The organism is Ferruginibacter sp., from assembly GCF_031391665.1.
In the GTDB taxonomy this organism is placed as follows: domain Bacteria; phylum Bacteroidota; class Bacteroidia; order Chitinophagales; family Chitinophagaceae; genus Ferruginibacter.
This window is the reverse complement of sequence record NZ_JANMUN010000233.1, coordinates 1-17395: the sequence shown is the minus strand read 5'-3', so window position 1 is coordinate 17395 and position 17395 is coordinate 1. Positions and strand designations below refer to the sequence as shown.

General features: G+C 35.5%; 15 protein-coding genes and 1 pseudogene. 6 read left to right on the top strand and 10 right to left on the bottom strand.

Annotated elements, in window-relative coordinates; genetic code table 11:
- The 3 genes from ACY651_RS17645 to ACY651_RS17635 all read left to right on the top strand — a co-directional run.
- On the top strand, positions 1 to 528 hold a 528-nt coding region (locus tag ACY651_RS17645; protein ID WP_462254819.1), incomplete at its 5' end, for a phosphoenolpyruvate carboxykinase (ATP).
- A gap of 109 nt (positions 529 to 637) precedes the next feature.
- A complete protein-coding gene (locus tag ACY651_RS17640) occupies positions 638 to 2479 on the top strand; it encodes a mucoidy inhibitor MuiA family protein (protein WP_462254818.1) in 1842 nt (613 codons plus the stop codon).
- Positions 2480 to 2649: 170 nt separating this feature from the next.
- Entirely contained in the window at positions 2650 to 3072 is a 423-nt protein-coding gene (locus ACY651_RS17635; RefSeq protein WP_462254817.1) for a small multi-drug export protein, read from the top strand.
- A 16-nt stretch (positions 3073 to 3088) separates the two neighbouring features.
- Here the strand turns inward: ACY651_RS17635 and ACY651_RS17630 are convergent, their stop codons facing one another.
- The 9 genes from ACY651_RS17630 to ACY651_RS17590 form a co-directional block, all read right to left on the bottom strand.
- Positions 3089 to 5503 (bottom strand): AsmA family protein, encoded by a 2415-nt coding sequence (locus tag ACY651_RS17630; RefSeq protein WP_462254816.1) that lies wholly within the window; start codon positions 5501 to 5503, stop codon positions 3089 to 3091.
- A gap of 114 nt (positions 5504 to 5617) precedes the next feature.
- Positions 5618 to 6274 (bottom strand): CoA transferase subunit B, encoded by a 657-nt coding sequence (locus ACY651_RS17625; RefSeq protein ID WP_462254815.1) that lies wholly within the window; start codon positions 6272 to 6274, stop codon positions 5618 to 5620.
- A 118-nt stretch (positions 6275 to 6392) separates the two neighbouring features.
- Entirely contained in the window at positions 6393 to 7094 is a 702-nt protein-coding gene (locus ACY651_RS17620) for a CoA transferase subunit A (RefSeq protein ID WP_462254814.1), read from the bottom strand.
- On the bottom strand, positions 7091 to 7417 hold the full coding sequence (locus tag ACY651_RS17615; protein WP_462254813.1) for a DUF4296 domain-containing protein: 327 nt from the start codon (positions 7415 to 7417) through the stop codon (positions 7091 to 7093). The genes ACY651_RS17620 and ACY651_RS17615 overlap by 4 nt, the downstream gene beginning before the upstream one ends.
- A gap of 62 nt (positions 7418 to 7479) precedes the next feature.
- Complete coding sequence (gene porD, locus ACY651_RS17610) at positions 7480 to 8397, bottom strand: type IX secretion system protein PorD (RefSeq protein ID WP_462254812.1); 918 nt, start codon at positions 8395 to 8397, stop codon at positions 7480 to 7482.
- Positions 8390 to 9583: a bifunctional phosphopantothenoylcysteine decarboxylase/phosphopantothenate--cysteine ligase CoaBC gene (coaBC, locus tag ACY651_RS17605; protein ID WP_462254811.1), complete on the bottom strand. Its 1194-nt coding sequence runs from the start codon at positions 9581 to 9583 to the stop codon at positions 8390 to 8392. Before coaBC ends, porD begins: the two co-directional genes overlap by 8 nt.
- A gap of 82 nt (positions 9584 to 9665) precedes the next feature.
- Entirely contained in the window at positions 9666 to 10007 is a 342-nt protein-coding gene (locus ACY651_RS17600; protein WP_462254810.1) for a DNA-directed RNA polymerase subunit omega, read from the bottom strand.
- Positions 9976 to 10806 carry an outer membrane protein assembly factor BamD gene (locus ACY651_RS17595; RefSeq protein WP_462254809.1) on the bottom strand — a complete coding sequence of 277 codons (831 nt, stop codon included), beginning with the start codon at positions 10804 to 10806 and terminating at the stop codon, positions 9976 to 9978. Before ACY651_RS17595 ends, ACY651_RS17600 begins: the two co-directional genes overlap by 32 nt.
- 240 nt (positions 10807 to 11046) lie before the next feature.
- Positions 11047 to 12696 (bottom strand): OmpA family protein, encoded by a 1650-nt coding sequence (locus ACY651_RS17590; RefSeq protein ID WP_462254808.1) that lies wholly within the window; start codon positions 12694 to 12696, stop codon positions 11047 to 11049.
- 284 nt (positions 12697 to 12980) lie between these two features.
- Between ACY651_RS17590 and ACY651_RS17585 the strand changes: the two genes are divergently transcribed.
- From ACY651_RS17585 to ACY651_RS17575, 3 genes are all read left to right on the top strand, one after another.
- Positions 12981 to 13943, top strand: a complete 963-nt coding sequence (locus ACY651_RS17585) for a polyprenyl synthetase family protein (RefSeq protein WP_462254807.1) — start codon at positions 12981 to 12983, stop codon at positions 13941 to 13943.
- A 99-nt stretch (positions 13944 to 14042) separates the two neighbouring features.
- Positions 14043 to 15773, top strand: coding sequence for a single-stranded-DNA-specific exonuclease RecJ (recJ, locus tag ACY651_RS17580; RefSeq protein WP_462254806.1), 1731 nt, complete (start codon positions 14043 to 14045; stop codon positions 15771 to 15773).
- A gap of 20 nt (positions 15774 to 15793) precedes the next feature.
- On the top strand, positions 15794 to 16471 hold the full coding sequence (locus ACY651_RS17575) for a class I SAM-dependent methyltransferase (protein WP_462254805.1): 678 nt from the start codon (positions 15794 to 15796) through the stop codon (positions 16469 to 16471).
- Between the two features lie 48 nt (positions 16472 to 16519).
- Here ACY651_RS17575 and ACY651_RS17570 read toward each other — a convergent pair.
- Positions 16520 to 17395: pseudogene (locus ACY651_RS17570) on the bottom strand (molecular chaperone HtpG); the annotation flags it as partial.

The window sequence follows — 17395 nt, the reverse complement described above, 5'->3', positions numbered from 1 at the left end:
CCAATAAGTAAATTAACACCAGGCCAAACCATGTATCAGTTTATTAGCGGCTACACGGCCAAGGTAGCTGGTACCGAAGCTGGCGTTACCGAACCTAAAAGTACTTTCAGCGCCTGCTTTGGTGCACCTTTTTTACCATTGCACCCTGCAAAATATGCAGAGATGCTGGGTAAAAAAATGAAAGAACATAATGTAAAAGTATGGTTGGTAAATACCGGCTGGAACGGCGGGCCTTATGGCATTGGCAAACGCATGAAACTAAGCCATACCCGTGCCATGATTACCGCAGCGTTAGAAGGCCAGTTAGATAATGTAGAGTACGATACCACACCATGGTTTAAACTGCATATTCCTAAAACCTGCCCTAATGTACCCAGCGAAATATTAAATGCAAGAAACACCTGGCCTACACCCGAAGCTTTTGATAAAAAAGCACAGGAGCTTGCAAAAGAATTTGTACAAAATTTTGAAAAATATGCCAGCGGCGCCAGCGAAGAAATTTTAGCCGCTGCACCCAGAACTGTTTAATATCAAAACAAACTACGATTGCATGCCAGCGTTCCTCCGGATTAATTTTCGGGGGGATTTTTTATTTATGTAATTCAATTCTTATTATCATCAGAAAGAAAAAACATTTATGAAAAAGTATTTTTCAATCATTTTACTCTTAACAGTCTCCCTTTGTTCTTTTGCTTATGAAGAAAAACCAAAGGTAAAGGCAGAATTGAATGCGGTTACAGTTTACCGTGCAGGTGCCGAGATGACACATGCTGCCAAAGTAAATTTAGTTAAAGGGAATTCGGAACTTATTATTGAAAATTTAAGTAACGCTTTGGAGATAAATAGTGTGCAGCTAAAAACCAGTGATAATGTTACGGTTATGGGTATAGAGTTTAATACTGATTATTTGAAAGAAGAAATAAAAAGCCCCAGGATTAAAATGCTGGAAGATTCAGTTGAAAAAATAACTACCGAAATAGATAAGATAAAATTGAATGAAAGTATTACAACCGATCTTTTAACCGTATTAAAAGCCAACAAAGAAATAAAAGGCACACAAACCGGTTTGAGTGTGGCCGAGTTAATGAAGCTGATGGATTACTACAAATTTAAATCGGCAGAGCTGCAATTGGAACTGGCGCAGCAAAAACAAAAGAAAGATAAGCTGACAGGACAACTGCAAAAAATAGTTACTCAAATTGCAGAAGAAGAAAAAAAGAATAATAAAAGCACCGGCAACCTTGTACTGCAACTTAACTGTGCCATTGCAGGTAAATACGATTTTGAAATTACTTACATAACCAGCAATGCTTACTGGAATGCTTTTTACGATTTAAAAGCAAACAGCTTAAGTACTCCGTTAAAATTAATTTACAGGGCAAAAATTTTTCAAACAACGGGCATCGACTGGAAGCAGGTGAAATTATCACTCTCCACTTCTACACCAACACAAACAGGCAATGCGCCAATTTTTAAAGCATGGTTTTTAAGTTATATAAATCCGGTAGAAAAATATAACAAGAGCCTTACCATGATGAATACGATTCAGGCTTTTGATCAATCTGCTTTTAAAAAAGAATTAAGTGGAGCAACAGCAGGTGTACAATTAAATGAAGTTGTAACTACCGGATACGGAATTAAAATAAGAGGCGCAAGATCTGTTAACGGAAATGCTTCTCCAATCTTTATGGTAAACGGTGTACAAATGGATGCAGGAAGTATTGCAGGCATTGATGAAAGCAGCATTAAGGATATTCAGGTTTTACAGGCATCGGCAGCAACTGCAATTTATGGAGCAAGAGGTAATAATGGTGTTGTTGTTATTACATTAAAAGATGGGCTGGATGATTATATTTCAGTTGCAGACAGGGAACTGGATGTAACTTTTACTATTGATCTGCCTTACGATGTACCCACCAATGGTAAAGCACAAACGGCTACTTTAAAAGAATATGATGTACCGGCAATCTATAAATATTATGCTGTTCCTAAATTAGATAAAGATGCTTTTCTGCTGGCAGAAGTTGCCGATTGGGAAGGCTTAAATCTTTTACCCGGCGAAGCCAATATTATTTTTGAAGGCACTTATATAGGGAAGTCTTTTATTGATCCATCATCTACAATGGATACAATTAACTTAACAATGGGCAGAGATAAAAGAGTGGTGGTTAAAAGAGAAAAATTAAAAGACTTTAGCAGCGTAAAATTTTTAGGCACAAATAAAAAACAAATTTTCACTTATGAAATTACGGTAAAGAATAACAAAAAAGATGCAGTAAATATGCTGTTGAAAGAGCAGTATCCTGTATCGCAAAATAAAGAAGTGGAAGTGGAATTATTAGAAAGTAATGATGCCGCAGTTAATGACGAAACCGGTGTACTTACCTGGAAATTAAAATTGGCCCCAGGCGAAGTAAAGAAAGTACGGATAAGCTACAGTGTAAAATATCCAAAGGATAAATCGCTGAATTTGAATTAAGCTTCAATAGTATGATTGGAAAAGAGTATTTGGAAAAACCAGGTACTCTTTTTTTTATAGTCAAACAGACAGCATTCTTGCAGTATTTAAAAAATAACATGCATATAAAAATTAATTCGCCAGTTTCAACTAATTTCACCGCTACAAAAAATTGAGTTCTCAATAAAATTATGTTTTTAAAAATACTAACAGTTGCAGCGCTTGCCACGTTTGAAATTTATGCTGCTATTCCTGCAGGTTTTGCATTTGGTCTTTCACCATGGGTAATATTTTTTGCAAGTATCACCGGCGGATTGGTGGGTGTTTTTGTGGCTGCATTCCTCGGCGATAAAATCAGGGCATTCTTTTATAAAAACAAACCCAAAGAAGAGAAAAAGTATAAACACCCCATGGTACATAAAATTTGGGAGAAATATGGCATTGTTGGATTAGGTTTTTTTGGCACCATGTCTGTTGGCGCACCAATAAGTATTGCGGTAGGCGTTGGCTTAAATGCAGACTTAAAAAAATTGCTTACCTGGTGTTGTGTTGGTGTAGCCTGCCGTTGTGTTATATTCACTTTGATAGGGCATTACGGACTTAAATTATTTTAACTGTTTTATTTTAATTTTATTTTTTCTCCTTTGCTTTTTTGCCATTATTAAAAGGATTCCAGCTTACTTTTAATTTTCCATCATCGCCGGTTTTGGCACGAAGCCTTATTTTAGCACCCGTTTTTCCTTTTTTTATTACCTCCTCGTCATCAGCAATTTTTTTAAGATTGCTTAATGGTAATTCAATAGTCATATCCGTTCCTTTTTTTGTATCGTACACACCACCAACAAACATGGTAAATACATTAGATCGAATTTCCATTTTATCAAAACTGATGGCACTGCCGTTTACAGTAAGTGTATTATTTAATTCTGCAAAACGAACGCTGGAAAAATCTCTTTTTTTAAATAATGATGCGGCAACTTTTTGCAGCGGTTCAAAATTGTTAAGCTCTCCGTTTATTACACTAAACTTTACAATACTGGCTAAACTGTTACTGTTTATAATTCCTTTGTCCGAAAGATTTGCAGTAAGGTTAACAGCACCGGATAACTGCCCTTTCATATTCTCGCCGGTTATAGCATCCTGCCCAAAATTGTTAAAGGATTTAAACAAAGCCGGAATATCAGTATTGGTAATTACAGATTGCATTTTAACTGCGTTGGCTGTGCCATTATCCGTTAACGAACCATTGAATGACATACTGCCGCCAGCATGATTTAATTTAGCATTATTTAAAATAATTTGACTTTGCAGCAATGAAACAGAGGTATTAAAATTTGTTGCAGTAAATTTTTTATAATTTAATCTTGCGGCCTGCACATTTAAATTTGCCGTGCCATATTCCAGCATATCGTCAATTTTATTAGCCATACGAATAAGCTTATTTTTACCCGGCATTTTCTTTGCTGCTCTTTTTGATTTTTTTCCTAAAAAATTAATAAAGTCATCCAGATCAAGATTTGGCGTTGCTACAGTCCATTCTAAAACTAATTTTTCTGGATAAGTATAAATTAATTCCGTTAAGTTTTTTACTTCACCATTCATATTAAGCTGAGTAGTTCCTGCCTGTGCTTTCAACTGTTCAATAATTAAATCTTTATTTTTAAAAACAAAATTACCCTGCATTTTATCAAGTGTAATATTTCTTGGTAAATAATTTATTGCAGCGTCTTTTAAAAGTATATTGCCATTCATCACAGTAGCAATTGTATCATTATCAGTAAGCGAACCTTTATAGTTAATATTCATTTCTCCATTGCCTTTTATAAAACGCATGGTAGTACTCTCTGTTAAATCATTTAGTGCAGCAAGCTTAAAATCAGAATGCAGATCACATTTTAAAAATGGTTTTAAAAGATTGGATACTTCAATTTTATTTGCAGTTAATAAAATATTTTCCCAGCTCGCCTTAAATTCCTGCAAAGAAAATTTAGAATTATCATCCAGCCTTGGCTTACCGGGATCAATCTCGTTGGTAAAATCTCCTGCAAAAGAACATTTATTAAACTGACCGGCAGGCGTTTCTATATCAGCATCTTTTACAGCAAAAAGAATAGCTGTAAGAGGGATTGTTTTATAAAGAGTTGGCCCAATTAATTCGGCATTGATATCAACCGGTTGTAAAATATTAAATGCATTAAATTTTTGCTGCGTTGTTTGTGTAAGCAGGCTAATGGCTTTTTTAAAATCTATTTTTTGTGTTTTTATCGCAAGAGAAAATTTCTTTTCTGTGGTGGAGAAATTACCTGTAAATAAAAAAGGCTGCTTATCTATGTACAATTTAATGTTATTGAAAAGTATATTTTTTGATTTAGTAAACTGTAAATTAAAATCGCCTGAAAGTAATTTTTCTTTTAGATAACTTCCTTTGGTGGTATTAAACCCAAGGCCGTGTACAAAAGCATTGATATTTATCTTAAATAATTGCCCGCTGTCAGTGGATACAATATCACACTCCATTTTTTTAAATTCTACATCATGAAATTTATTGCGGCCGGGGTAATCAAAAATGATTCTTGTATTTTTAAATAACAGGCTGGGTATCTTACCGCCTTTATTTTCTTCGGCTGTTTCATTTGCTTTTACTAGATTAGCATTGCCGAGTGTATCAGTGTAATAATAAATCACAGCATTTTCCACCGTAACTTTTGCCACTGCAGGTTTACCCGAAAAAAGACTAAAAAGCTGAAGGCGTGCATAAATATTTTCAGCCTTTAAAAAATCGTGGCGATGGTTATTCCATAAAGAATCTTTAATACTAACATTAGAAAGGCGGATAGAAATATTTGGGAAATTATAGAAAAAATTTGTAGAGAGATTTTCTATTTCAATTTTTCCTTTTATTTGCCTGTTGATTCCTGTTTTTACTTTTTCAAGAATAGATGCTTTGTTGTAAGTTATATACCCCCACAAAAAAAGCCAGGCGCAAATAAAAAGTATTACGGCAACTGCAGTTACACGTAGTATGATACGGTATGTTTTTTTCAAAAAAATATTTTAGCGGTTACTTTAACCACATACAGGCTAGAAGGAGTTATAAATTTACGTAAACAAAACTGAACAGGATTGGGTATAAAGAAAATATGAAGAATAATGTAAAATTTAAAAAATCATTTCGGGTATTTCCCCTTCGGCTACTAATTTACCGGCAGTTTTTGCAATAATCTCCTCAACAGAAACACCCGGCGCCCTTTCTAATAATTTAAACCCCTTATCTGTAACTTCTACCACGGCCAATTCTGTTACAATTTTTCTTACACAATTTTTTCCGGTTAATGGCAAAGTGCATTGCGGTAACAATTTACTCTCCCCTTTAGGATTAGTGTGCATCATTGCAACAATGATATTTTTTGCAGCTGCAACTAAATCCATTGCGCCTCCCATTCCTTTTACCATTTTACCCGGTATTTTCCAATAGGCTATGTCTCCGTTTTCGCTTACTTCCATCGCACCCAATACTGTAAGATCAACTTTACCGGCCCGTATCATTCCAAAGCTCATCGCACTATCAAAAAAAGCGGATCCGGGTACGGTAGTAATAGTTTGTTTACCTGCATTAATTAAATCTGCATCTTCTTTACCAGCTATCGGAAAAGGCCCCATGCCAAGCAAACCGTTTTCGCTTTGCAATACAACGTTTACACCAGCAGGAATATAATTAGCAACTAATGTGGGAATACCTATACCAAGATTAACATAGTAGCCATCTTTTAATTCCTGTGCAATACGTTGTGCTATTTGTTCTTTTGTTAAAGCCATACCCCTGTCTCCGCCACGGCGGAGAACTTAGTTTTAAAGTTTATAAATTAATCAATCTCTAATGTAAAACTGAATGAAAATTAAATGCTATACAAAGTTACATACTGCCAGTTCCCCTTCAGGGGGCGGAGGGGGCTGTAGTACGCTGCTCAATTCTTTTCTCATAATTTTCACCCTTAAAAATTCTATGCACATAAATTCCTGGTGTATGTATTTGATTAGGATCTAACTCCCCCGCCGGCACAAGCTCCTCTACTTCGGCAATGGTTATTTTACCCGCCATTGCCATTAAAGGATTAAAATTTCGGGCTGTTGCTTTGTAAATTAAATTACCGTCAGTATCCCCTTTCCATGCTTTTACAATTGCATAATCAGCATCAAAAGCATATTCCATTAAATATTCTTTGCCATTAAATGTTCTTGTTTCTTTTCCATCGGCCACTTCGGTTCCTACACCAGCTGGTGTAAAAATTGCAGGCATGCCATAACCCGATGCCATACACCGTGTTGCTAAACTTCCCTGTGGTATCAGTTCCACTTCCAGTTCGCCACTTAATAATTGTCTTTCAAATTCTGCATTTTCACCAACATAAGATGAAATCATTTTCTTCACTTGTTTCTGTTGCAGCATCAATCCAATGCCAAAATCATCTACACCGGCATTGTTGGAGATACAGGTTAAATTTTTAATTTTTTTATTTACTAATGCGGCAATACAATTTTCCGGAATACCGCACAACCCAAAACCTCCCAGCATTATTACAGCGCCATCATTAATATCATTGATAGATTCGGCTGCGTTTTTATACACTTTATTCATTTCATTTTTTCTATTACAGAGTCGGGTAATGTTGTTTGGGTTCCTTTTGTTTCGCTGTATTTATTTTTTTCTGCTTTGGCAATCATACTGTCTAAAAGTGGTTGCAGCAATTCTGTATGACTGAGGTAGAATTTGTAACTGCCGTAAAATTCTGCCTTGGTAACTTTATGAATGGCGAAAATCCGCTGCTGCAATTTTACACTTTCAGCTTCGGGCTTTTTTGTTGAATCTTTTTTTATAAAATCATTTGTAAATGCATCTTCACGCAATACATCCCATAAAACGCTTTGCATTTTAGCTGGCTTTAAAATCCCTTTGGGCATTTCATTCTTATTTCCGCAGGAAAATAAAAAAAGTGCAACTATGAATACAATTTTTTTCAACCTCATTTCAACTCGTCTTTGTATTTATTGGCGTTGGTAATATCCATTTTTTGCAATAGCTCCGATGCCCTCATTTTATCCTGCTGCGGTGCTTTTAAAAAAAGTTTTACCAGCTCTGTTGATTTTCCCTGGAAGAAAAACTGGTTGATCATTTTATTGGGGTTCTCTGTATTAAAATTATTAAGCAGGTTTAATACATTCATTATTTCTGCCCTGGCAGTACTTTCATCTTCATAAAATTTATCCATCCCAAGCCGGTAATAATTATAATACACATCATGCATTAATGTGTAACGGCTGTTAAGCATATTTTCTACCAGCCAGTAGCGGTTTCGTACGCCATCAAAAGCTTTCCAGCCACTAATGCCCCTGCCATCGGGTGCGTTATTTACAATATTTTGTGCTTTTTGAAAATAAACATCGCCACCACGGGGCGAAAAAGAATCGTAATCAAAAGCTAAAATCATATTGGCATAGTAAGCAAATACTGCTGTAAGGTTAGACACTAATCCATCGGAGCCGGATACCCTGTTTTCATTAAAATCCAGTTGTTGAAATTCTGTATATTTAAAAGTAATGTTTTCGTCTCTAAAATTAATAATAGGAGAAAGATAAGAAGTATTAAAAATTGGCCGGGCTGCCTGAATAGTTAAACTGGCACTGTAAATATTCAGGTCTGCTGTTTGGTCCAGGTTAAGTAAAAAACTGCAGGCTATTTTTTCGTTGGGCAAAAAAACATCAGTCGTCCATTTACGGTTATTCATAAAATTATTTAAAGCCGTTTGCAGTGTTTTAAATACACTGGGGTTTATAGCATTGCCCACCTGGTTGCTTACAATTGTTACGGTAGCCTTTAACTCCTGTGCCTGTAAAAAACCTGCGGCAAATGTTAGCAGGAATAAAAAAAATAATTTACGCATGTAATAATTTAATGATGGTGTTTACAATATCTATTGCCACATCTTTTTTTGATTTCTTATCAAACTTATACTCCTTATTATGTTTATCAAAAATAGTGATTTTGTTGGTGTCGTGTCCAAACCCGGCGCCAGCATCGTTTAAAGAATTTAAAACAATCATGTCAGCATTTTTTGTTTTCATTTTTTTTAATGCATACTCTTTTTCATTGTTGGTTTCTAAAGCAAAGCCCACCAGCAATTGTTTATTATTCTTTTTTTCGCCAAGCGATTTTAAAATGTCTTTTGTTTTAGTTAGTTCAACACTAAATATACTGTCATTTTTTTTTATTTTTTGAGATGCAGTGCTAACCGGTGTATAATCTGCTACCGCTGCACTCATTACTGCAATATCAGTTTTTTCAAAATGATTAATACAGGCGTCGTACATTTCATTGGCCGATTTTACTCTAATCACCTCAATATTTTCTGTTACGGTAATATTTGAAGGGCCTAAAACCAATGTAACATCAGCACCACGGTTTTTCATTTCTTCGGCAATGGCAACTCCCATTTTACCGGACGAGTGGTTACCAATAAAACGAACTGGATCAATAGCTTCATAAGTTGGGCCGGCAGTTATTAAAACCTTTTTTCCTTTTAATTCCAATTTGTTTGAAAAAAAATTCTCCAGCCAGTTTACAATATTTTCAGGTTCCGCCATTCTTCCTTCTCCTACTAAACCACTTGCCAGCTCCCCTTTTTCTACAGGAATTATTTGATTATTAAACGATGCGATTTTTTTAAGGTTTTCTATTGTTGAGTTGTGGTGCCACATATCTTCATCCATAGCCGGGGCAACTACTACAGGGCATGTAGCAGATAAATAAACCGCCATTAATAAGTTATCGCATAAGCCATTGGCCATTTTTGCAAGTGTATTACAACTTAATGGTGCTATCAGCATTATATCGGCCCAGCGGCCCAGCATTACATGATTTGCCCAGGTATCATTATCTGTAATATCGGCAAGCACATCGTTTTTAGATAAAGTGGATAGCGAAAGTGGCGTAACAAAATCTTTAGCAGCCGTGGTCATAATCACTTTTACTTCAGCCCCCTGTTTTATTAAATGCCTTACGAGCACTGCAGATTTATAAGCAGCAATACTCCCTGTAATACCCAATAAAATTTTCTTTCCTTTCAGCATAAAAAAACCCTTCTTGCTTAAGGCAAGAAGGGTTAAAATTATAACTTCTTCTGTTAATAATATTGCTAAATTATTACTGTTATTAACTAAACAGGTCTTCGTCGTTTCTGCGGAAGTACACTTTATCTTCCATAAATTCTGTTGTAGCCAGTAAAGCAGGGTTTGGCATACGTTCGTATGCTTTAGAAATTTCTATCTGCTCTTTGTTTTCATGAATTTCTTCCAGGCTATCGGTGTGGCTGGCAAATTCTTCCAGTTTATTATGCAGTTCTTCCTTTACAGTAATGTTAATCTGGTTGGCACGTTTTGCAATTATAGCAATAGATTCGTACACATTACCTGTTTTTTGTTTTATATCAAATAAACTTTTAGGTTCTACAACACTGCTGGTATTACCTGTTAACTGACGACGTAGTTTGCTCATATTTTATTGCTTTAATGTTATTTTGACTTAAATTACTGTAACTCTCTGCTTCTTTTAATAATTTGCTTTCCGGGTAGCGGTCTGCAAAATCCTGATATTCGCTTATCACTTTTTCGTAACGCTCAATCTGCTTCTCTACAAAGCTAAGCTTTGCAAATTTATAATACGCTTTTACTATTTTCAGTTTATACTCATCCCCTTTTACCGATTCAGGATAATTGTTTATTAAGTTGGTAAAAGCAATTGCCGCAGCTCTGTGCTGCCCTAAATTGTAATACAACTCCGCAGAACGATATTCTTTTTGCTCCAACTTTGCCCTGCATATATCAATTATTTCTGTTGCTTCTTTAATACGAGCCGAACCCGGGTGTGTATTAATAAAAGTCTGCATCATGCCAATTGCTTTGGTTGTGTTAACCTGCTCCAGCTCCAGCTTTGGCGATTGTTTATAAAAACAATAGGCATGCAAATAATCCACTTCTTCTGCTTTAGGGCTGTTTGGGAATACTTCCAAAAACCCTTTAAATAAAGCCTGCGCCTGCATATAATCCTTCATATAATAAAAACAGTAAGCGTCTTTATAATACAGCTCTTCAAATTTTGCAGTGCCTTTAAATACTGGAAATAACTCTTCGTATAACTGCTGTGCTACTTTATATTTCTTTTTGGCAAATAATTCATCTGCCATTTTAAGTTTATACTCGTAGTCTTTGCTTTTGTAAATTTTATTATACTTATTGCAGGATGTTGCAATGGTTAATAAAAAAAGGGCGGCCAATACAATTTTAGTTACTCTCATATAAAGGAATGCAAAATTAAAGGAATTTACTCAAAAATGCCAGTAAATAAACAATCAACCAAAAATTGGTAGTTAAGAGTTTGATAAATAGACGATAGACCATGGACGAGAGACAGTGCCAGGTTCTTAATTATGGTCTGTCGTCCATGGTCTGTTAGTCTTCTGTCCTGCACAAAAAAAGCCCTCCCGAAAACGGAAGGGCTATCATTGAGCAAAAAGTGAAAAGTTTGAAAATCTGTATTAGTTAGATTTTATATCAACTGTGTTCTTGTCGCCACCACCAATTTCGCAATTAGTAGTAATTCTGTCTGCACTTATTCCTTCTTTTTCAACAAGGTAATTTTTAGCTGCATCCACTCTTTTTTGGCAATTTGCCTGAGAAGCTTTAGATGTTTCAGGATAACCTGTAATTGTAATGTTACAATTAGGGCTTGCCTTTAATTTAGCAGCAGCTGTAGCCAACATTGCTTTAGCATCTGCACTTAATGCAGCAGTATTACCTTTAAAAGATATACTTGGGTAATCAGCTGGGCAATCTTTAATTGGGTCAACCCTTGTTGTGCAACAAGCAGGATCAGGGCATTTACCTACACCATCAGCGTCAACAGGTTGACATTCTGTAGGAGTAATTAATTGCTTATCCTTACAATCAGGTACACCATCACCATCAGTATCAGCAGTAACACCATGAGTGTTTACGTTACAACCTGCTGGTGTGTTTGGTTCTCTGTCTAAATGATCGCAAACGCCATCACCATCAGCATCCGGACATTCAACTTTTGGCATCTTTTGGTTACGATGATTCATTAACTCATCATATGCATAATCCAATGGATTCTGCCACCATAATGGTTCAACAGATTTAGCACCAAGATTAAAGTTTAAACCAATAGATGCGTAGTTGTAAGAATCAAAATCACGGGTTAAAGAAGCATCACCCCATGCATGTTCCTGCCAGCGCTGGCCATCCAATAAATCGTCTTTAATAAATGTAAATCTATCTTCAATAGCCAAATTAACTCTTTTGCCTAATTTAAAGGCAACGCCTGCCAATACGGTACCAGATGGTTTTAAAGTATTTTTTCCAATTTTAGGACGGCGTGTACCTTGATTCTCAGCAGCAGTTTCGTAAGTTTTATCCATACCTGCTTTTAAAGCATCTAACACATCTTTACGGTTTTTATAAGTTGTGCTTGTTATACCATTAAATAAAGTTCTGTATGGATTATTATTTGCATCAAGAGCGTTTACAGATGTATTATACAGTGTAGCGCCAATACCACCACCACCATAAATAATTATACCAGTTTTTTTCTTATGAAAACGTATATTGTTTAAAGTAACAATACCCTGCAAACCTAAATCCTGAACTTTAGCTTTATAGTTATAATATACAACGTCTGGAGTTGCATTACGTCCGCTACCACCAGCACCATCGCTATAAACTACCGTGCCTGAATTTAATCTTTCTGGAGAAAAATAGCGCTTACCCACTACCTGATTAAGGTTCCAGGCTGCATTTTTTCCAAAGTTTTGAGCCCCTTGCCAGTTCATTCCTTTACCAACAGTATTGATGTACTGCAATCTTAAAGAAAAAACATAACCGAAAGCTTTTCTAACATGAACACCAAAATTTGGAGCAGTTAAAACTTTTGATGTAACATCTCCACTAACGGTAAAAATACCAGTAGAAACGCCTACTTCCCACATGTTACGTGGCTTAGCTGGAAAATTGTAGGATTTATTCCAGAATTCATTTTGCTGTGGCATTCCCTTAGCAGGAATGACAGAGGAGTCATAAACGCTTCCACTTCCGCCAACCTGGGCAAATGCTCCAAGGGCAAAAAAGATAAAAGCGGTTAATAAGATTTTGTACTTTTTGCTTGTCATAACTTAATAATTAATAAAATTTCTAAATGTGTACGAGTTGATTTATTGCAAAAGTATTGAATGACTATTATTTAACCAAAAATTTTTAACATTTAATTTTGGTTAAAAAATCTCAAAAAATACCGCATTTAAATGGCTAATGACATCATAGTCAACAGTTTCGTTGCATTAAAGTTAAAGTATTTATTGATTTGTAAAGAATTATTTCTTAATAATTTTGTAACTCCTAAATTATAAAATAGTTTGACAGCGGCTTTTCATGTGTTATATTGCTTTCATTTTCTATGAGATTTGTAACAGATATTATTGGAGCTGAACTGAATATTTTTGAAAAAAAGTTTGCCGAAGCTGTTAAAAGCAGCACGCCTTTACTTGACAGGATAATGAAATACATCATTAAACGAAAAGGCAAACAACTGAGGCCCATGTTCGTTTTTTTAAGTGCGAAACTGCATGGTGACATTAGTGAAAGCACCTACAGAGCCGCAGCATTGGTAGAATTATTACATACAGCGACATTAGTACATGATGATGTTGTGGATGAATCTCTTGAACGGAGGGGGTTTTTTTCTATCAATGCAATATGGAAAAATAAGATAGCTGTTTTAGTTGGGGACTACCTGCTATCGAAAGGACTTTTATTATCAACTACCAATGATGATTTTGAACATTTACACATACTTTCCGAAGCAGTTAAACAAATGAGCGAAGGCGAATTACTTCAAATAGAAAAATCCCGAAAACTTAATTTGGAAGAAGATATTTATTTTGAAATAATAAAAAACAAAACGGCTTCCCTGTTATCTTCCGCATGTGCTATTGGGGCCTACAGTACCAGCAAAGACGCTGCTGTTACAGCTAAAATGAAATTGTTTGGAGAAAAGGCCGGCATTGCTTTTCAAATAAAAGATGACCTTTTTGATTATGGAAAAGCAGATATTGGCAAACCTACCGGCAACGATATAAAAGAGAAAAAACTTACACTACCATTAATATATACCCTAAATAAAATTGATGCTAAAAAAAGAAGGGAGCTTATTTATATTATTAAGAATGAAAACACTAATCCCCAAAAAGTAAAGCTAGTGATAGATGCAGTAGAAGAAGCTGGAGGAATTGTGTATGCTGAAGAAAAAATGAAGGTGTACAGGGATGCAGCACTGGAAATATTGTATGAATTTAAAGATGGAGAAGTGAGAAAAGCATTGGAACAATTAGTACGGTACACTACTGACAGAAAATATTAGCCCCTATCCCCTAAAGGGGTAATAGAGAAGATTGGAGCGGTGAAAGAAGTATTATTTTAAAACAATCAAAATAATTTTATTTAACCCTAAATTACTTTTTTGGAAAAACGGTGGAATATATTGCATGCCGACGAAAGCAAAATTGAAAGTTTGCAACAATCGCTTAAAATTAATAAAACCATATGCAGCATTCTAGTTGAAAGGGCCATTGACGATTTTGAAAAGGCAAAAGAATATTTCAGGCCGCAACTAACCGGCTTACACGATGCATGGTTAATGAAGGACATGGGCAAAGCTGTGCAACGTATTACCACAGCGTTTGAAAAAAAAGAAAAGATTTTAGTATTTGGCGACTATGATGTGGACGGCACTACCAGTGTGGCCTGCATGTACCAGTTTCTTTGTAAAATTTATGACAATTCTCTTTTAGATTTTTATATACCGCACCGCTATCGTGAAGGTTATGGTATAAGCAAAATGGGGATAGATTTTGCCGCAGCAAATAATTTTACTTTAATCATTTCATTAGACTGTGGTATTAAATCAGTTGATCTTATTGCTTATGCAAAAACTTTAGGGATAGATTTTATTATTTGCGACCATCATTTACCTGATGAGATAATACCTGATGCAGTTGCTATTCTTAATCCTAAACAAAAAGATTGCTACTACCCTTACAAAGAATTATGTGGTTGCGGGGTTGGGTTTAAATTAATTACTGCATTGGCGCAACATTTTAATATTGAAGAAGAACATTATTATTGCTATTTAGATTTAGTTGCTACTGCTATTGCTGCAGATATTGTGCCTATGACAGGCGAAAACAGGATCATGGCTTTTTATGGTTTAGAAAAAATAAACAACAACCCCAATCCCGGTATAAAAGCTTTAATACATTTAGGGGGCATTCAAAAAAAATTATCTATCAATAATGTTGTTTTTGTAATTGCGCCAAGGGTTAATGCCGCAGGCAGAATGGATGATGCAAGAAAAGCTGTGCAACTTTTTATTGAACCCGAATACAATAAAGCATTGGCATTTGCAGAAATGCTGCACAGCGATAACAGCGACCGCAAAGAAGCTGACAGCAGCATTACAGAAGAAGCATTGGCAATAATTGATGCAGATGAGAAACTAATAAATAAAAAAACTACTGTTGTTTTTAAAGATCACTGGCATAAAGGTGTGGTGGGTATTGTAGCCAGCCGCATGATTGAAAAATATTACCGGCCCACAGTTGTGCTTACACAAAGCGGTGAAGTGGCTGCAGGCAGTGCCAGAAGTGTACCCGGATTTAATTTGTACGAAGCAATACACGCCTGCAGGGAATATTTATTGGGCTATGGCGGGCATTTTGCAGCCGCTGGAATGTCTTTGTTACCAGAGAATGTGGAGGCATTTGCAAATAAATTTGAAGCTGTAGTTTCCTCCACAATCGAAGATCATTTATTGATCCCTGAAATTATTATTGATACTGAAATTTTATTCAGCAACCTCAACCAATCTTTCTACAATATTATTTGCCAAATGGAGCCTTTTGGACCGGAAAATATGCGGCCGGTTTTTATTGCAAAAAAAGTTACTGATACCGGCTATTCAAAAATTGTAAAAGACCTGCATATAAGGTTTGTTATTAAGCAGGATAATTTTACTTTTACAGGTATTGGATTTAATATGGCTGCAAAATTTCATTTGCTGCAAACGCAAAAACCTGTTGATATTGTTTTTACCATTGATGAAAACGAATGGAACGGCAGCACTACATTGCAATTGAAAGTTATTGATATAGCCCTCTCCGCCCCTAGGAGAACCGATGATGGAGGAGATTAAGTTCTATAAAATAATTGCAAATGAAAGCATTAGCCTATATAAAATATTTTTTTTTCTTAGCCTCTAAATGGAATATAAAAATTGCAAAGTACATTTTATCGCAGGAAATAAAAGGAGAAAAAAAATACGGCATTACCACAACCGGTGCCGATGAATTAAAAACGCTGGAGGAAAGAGGAATTGATACTGACCACTCCACGATTTACATGCCGGTAAGTTACTCCGTGCTGGAAGAAATGTTTGAACAACTAAACTTTTTAACTAACACATCATTTAATCATTTTTTAGATATTGGCTGTGGCAAAGGCAGGGCTTTATGTGTGGCAGCGCATAATGAATTTAGGAAAGTAACCGGTATAGATTTTTCGAAAGAATTTTGCAAAGCTGCTGAAGAAAATCTTAGTATCACCCAACAACAATTTCCCAATTTGCAATATAAAGTAATTAATAACGATGCTTTTTATTTTGAAATACCCAACGACGTGGATTGTATTTTTATGTTCAATCCTTTTGACGATGTAATTATGAGTGGTGTGGCAGAAAACATTTTAGAGAGCTTTGAAATAAGTCAGAGACCCATAACACTCATCTATGTAAACCCATTGTATAAAGAAGAATTACTGGCAGTTGGTTTTAAGCAAATTTACTATACGCAAAAGATGCAATATTTAGAAGCCGCTATTTTAGAACTAAAATAAAAGAGGATTACTTTTGCAAACAATCCTCTTTTAAAAGATATTATCTTTTTAATTCCCCATTAATTCCACACTGCGGTTTATAAAATTTGTAAGGCTGTTACCTTTTAATAATCCCTGGGAAAGCAATGCTAAATCTGCAAGATTGTGCACTAATTTTTGCTGCTTTTCTTTTGCACCTTCCGCTAAAATATTTTTATATACAGAGTGATTACCGTTTACTGTAAGGGTAACTTCGTCGGGCATATTTGCATAAAATGCTCCCATGCCGCCAGCCCCCTGCATAGCTGCCATATCCTTCATGCGGCGCATAAACTCAGGCCTTGTTGCTACTACCGGAGGCGCATCATTACTTAATCCTTTTACTTCTACAGAAACATTTAGTTCAGGAATTTTTACACCAAATAATTCTTTAAGTTTTGCTGCATCATCTTTACTCAGCACACTTTCGCCACCTTCCTGTTTATCAATTAAATTATCTGTTATATCGCTATCCACTCTTACAAACTGCACCTTCTCCCATTTCATTTCCATTTGCTGAATAAAGCCATTGTCAATAATGGTTTCCATCTTTACCACTTTATAATCTTTGGTAACAGCCTGCTGAATGTGTGCATCCTGCTGCACAGGATTAGTGGTGTACAAAATAATTAAATTACCTTCTTTATTTTTTTGCAGTGTTTCTGTTGCTATTCTATACTCTTCAATTGTATAAAATTTATTATCGCTTGCATCCTGCAAAATATGAAATTTATTGGCCTTGTCTAAAAACTTATCGTCGGTCATCATACCATACTTAACAAATAAGCCAAGACTTTCCCATTTCTCTTCAAACTGTGTTCTGTCATTCTTAAATATCTCTTCTAATTTATCTGCGACTTTTTTAGTGATATGGCTGCTTATTCTTTTTACATTCTGATCTCCCTG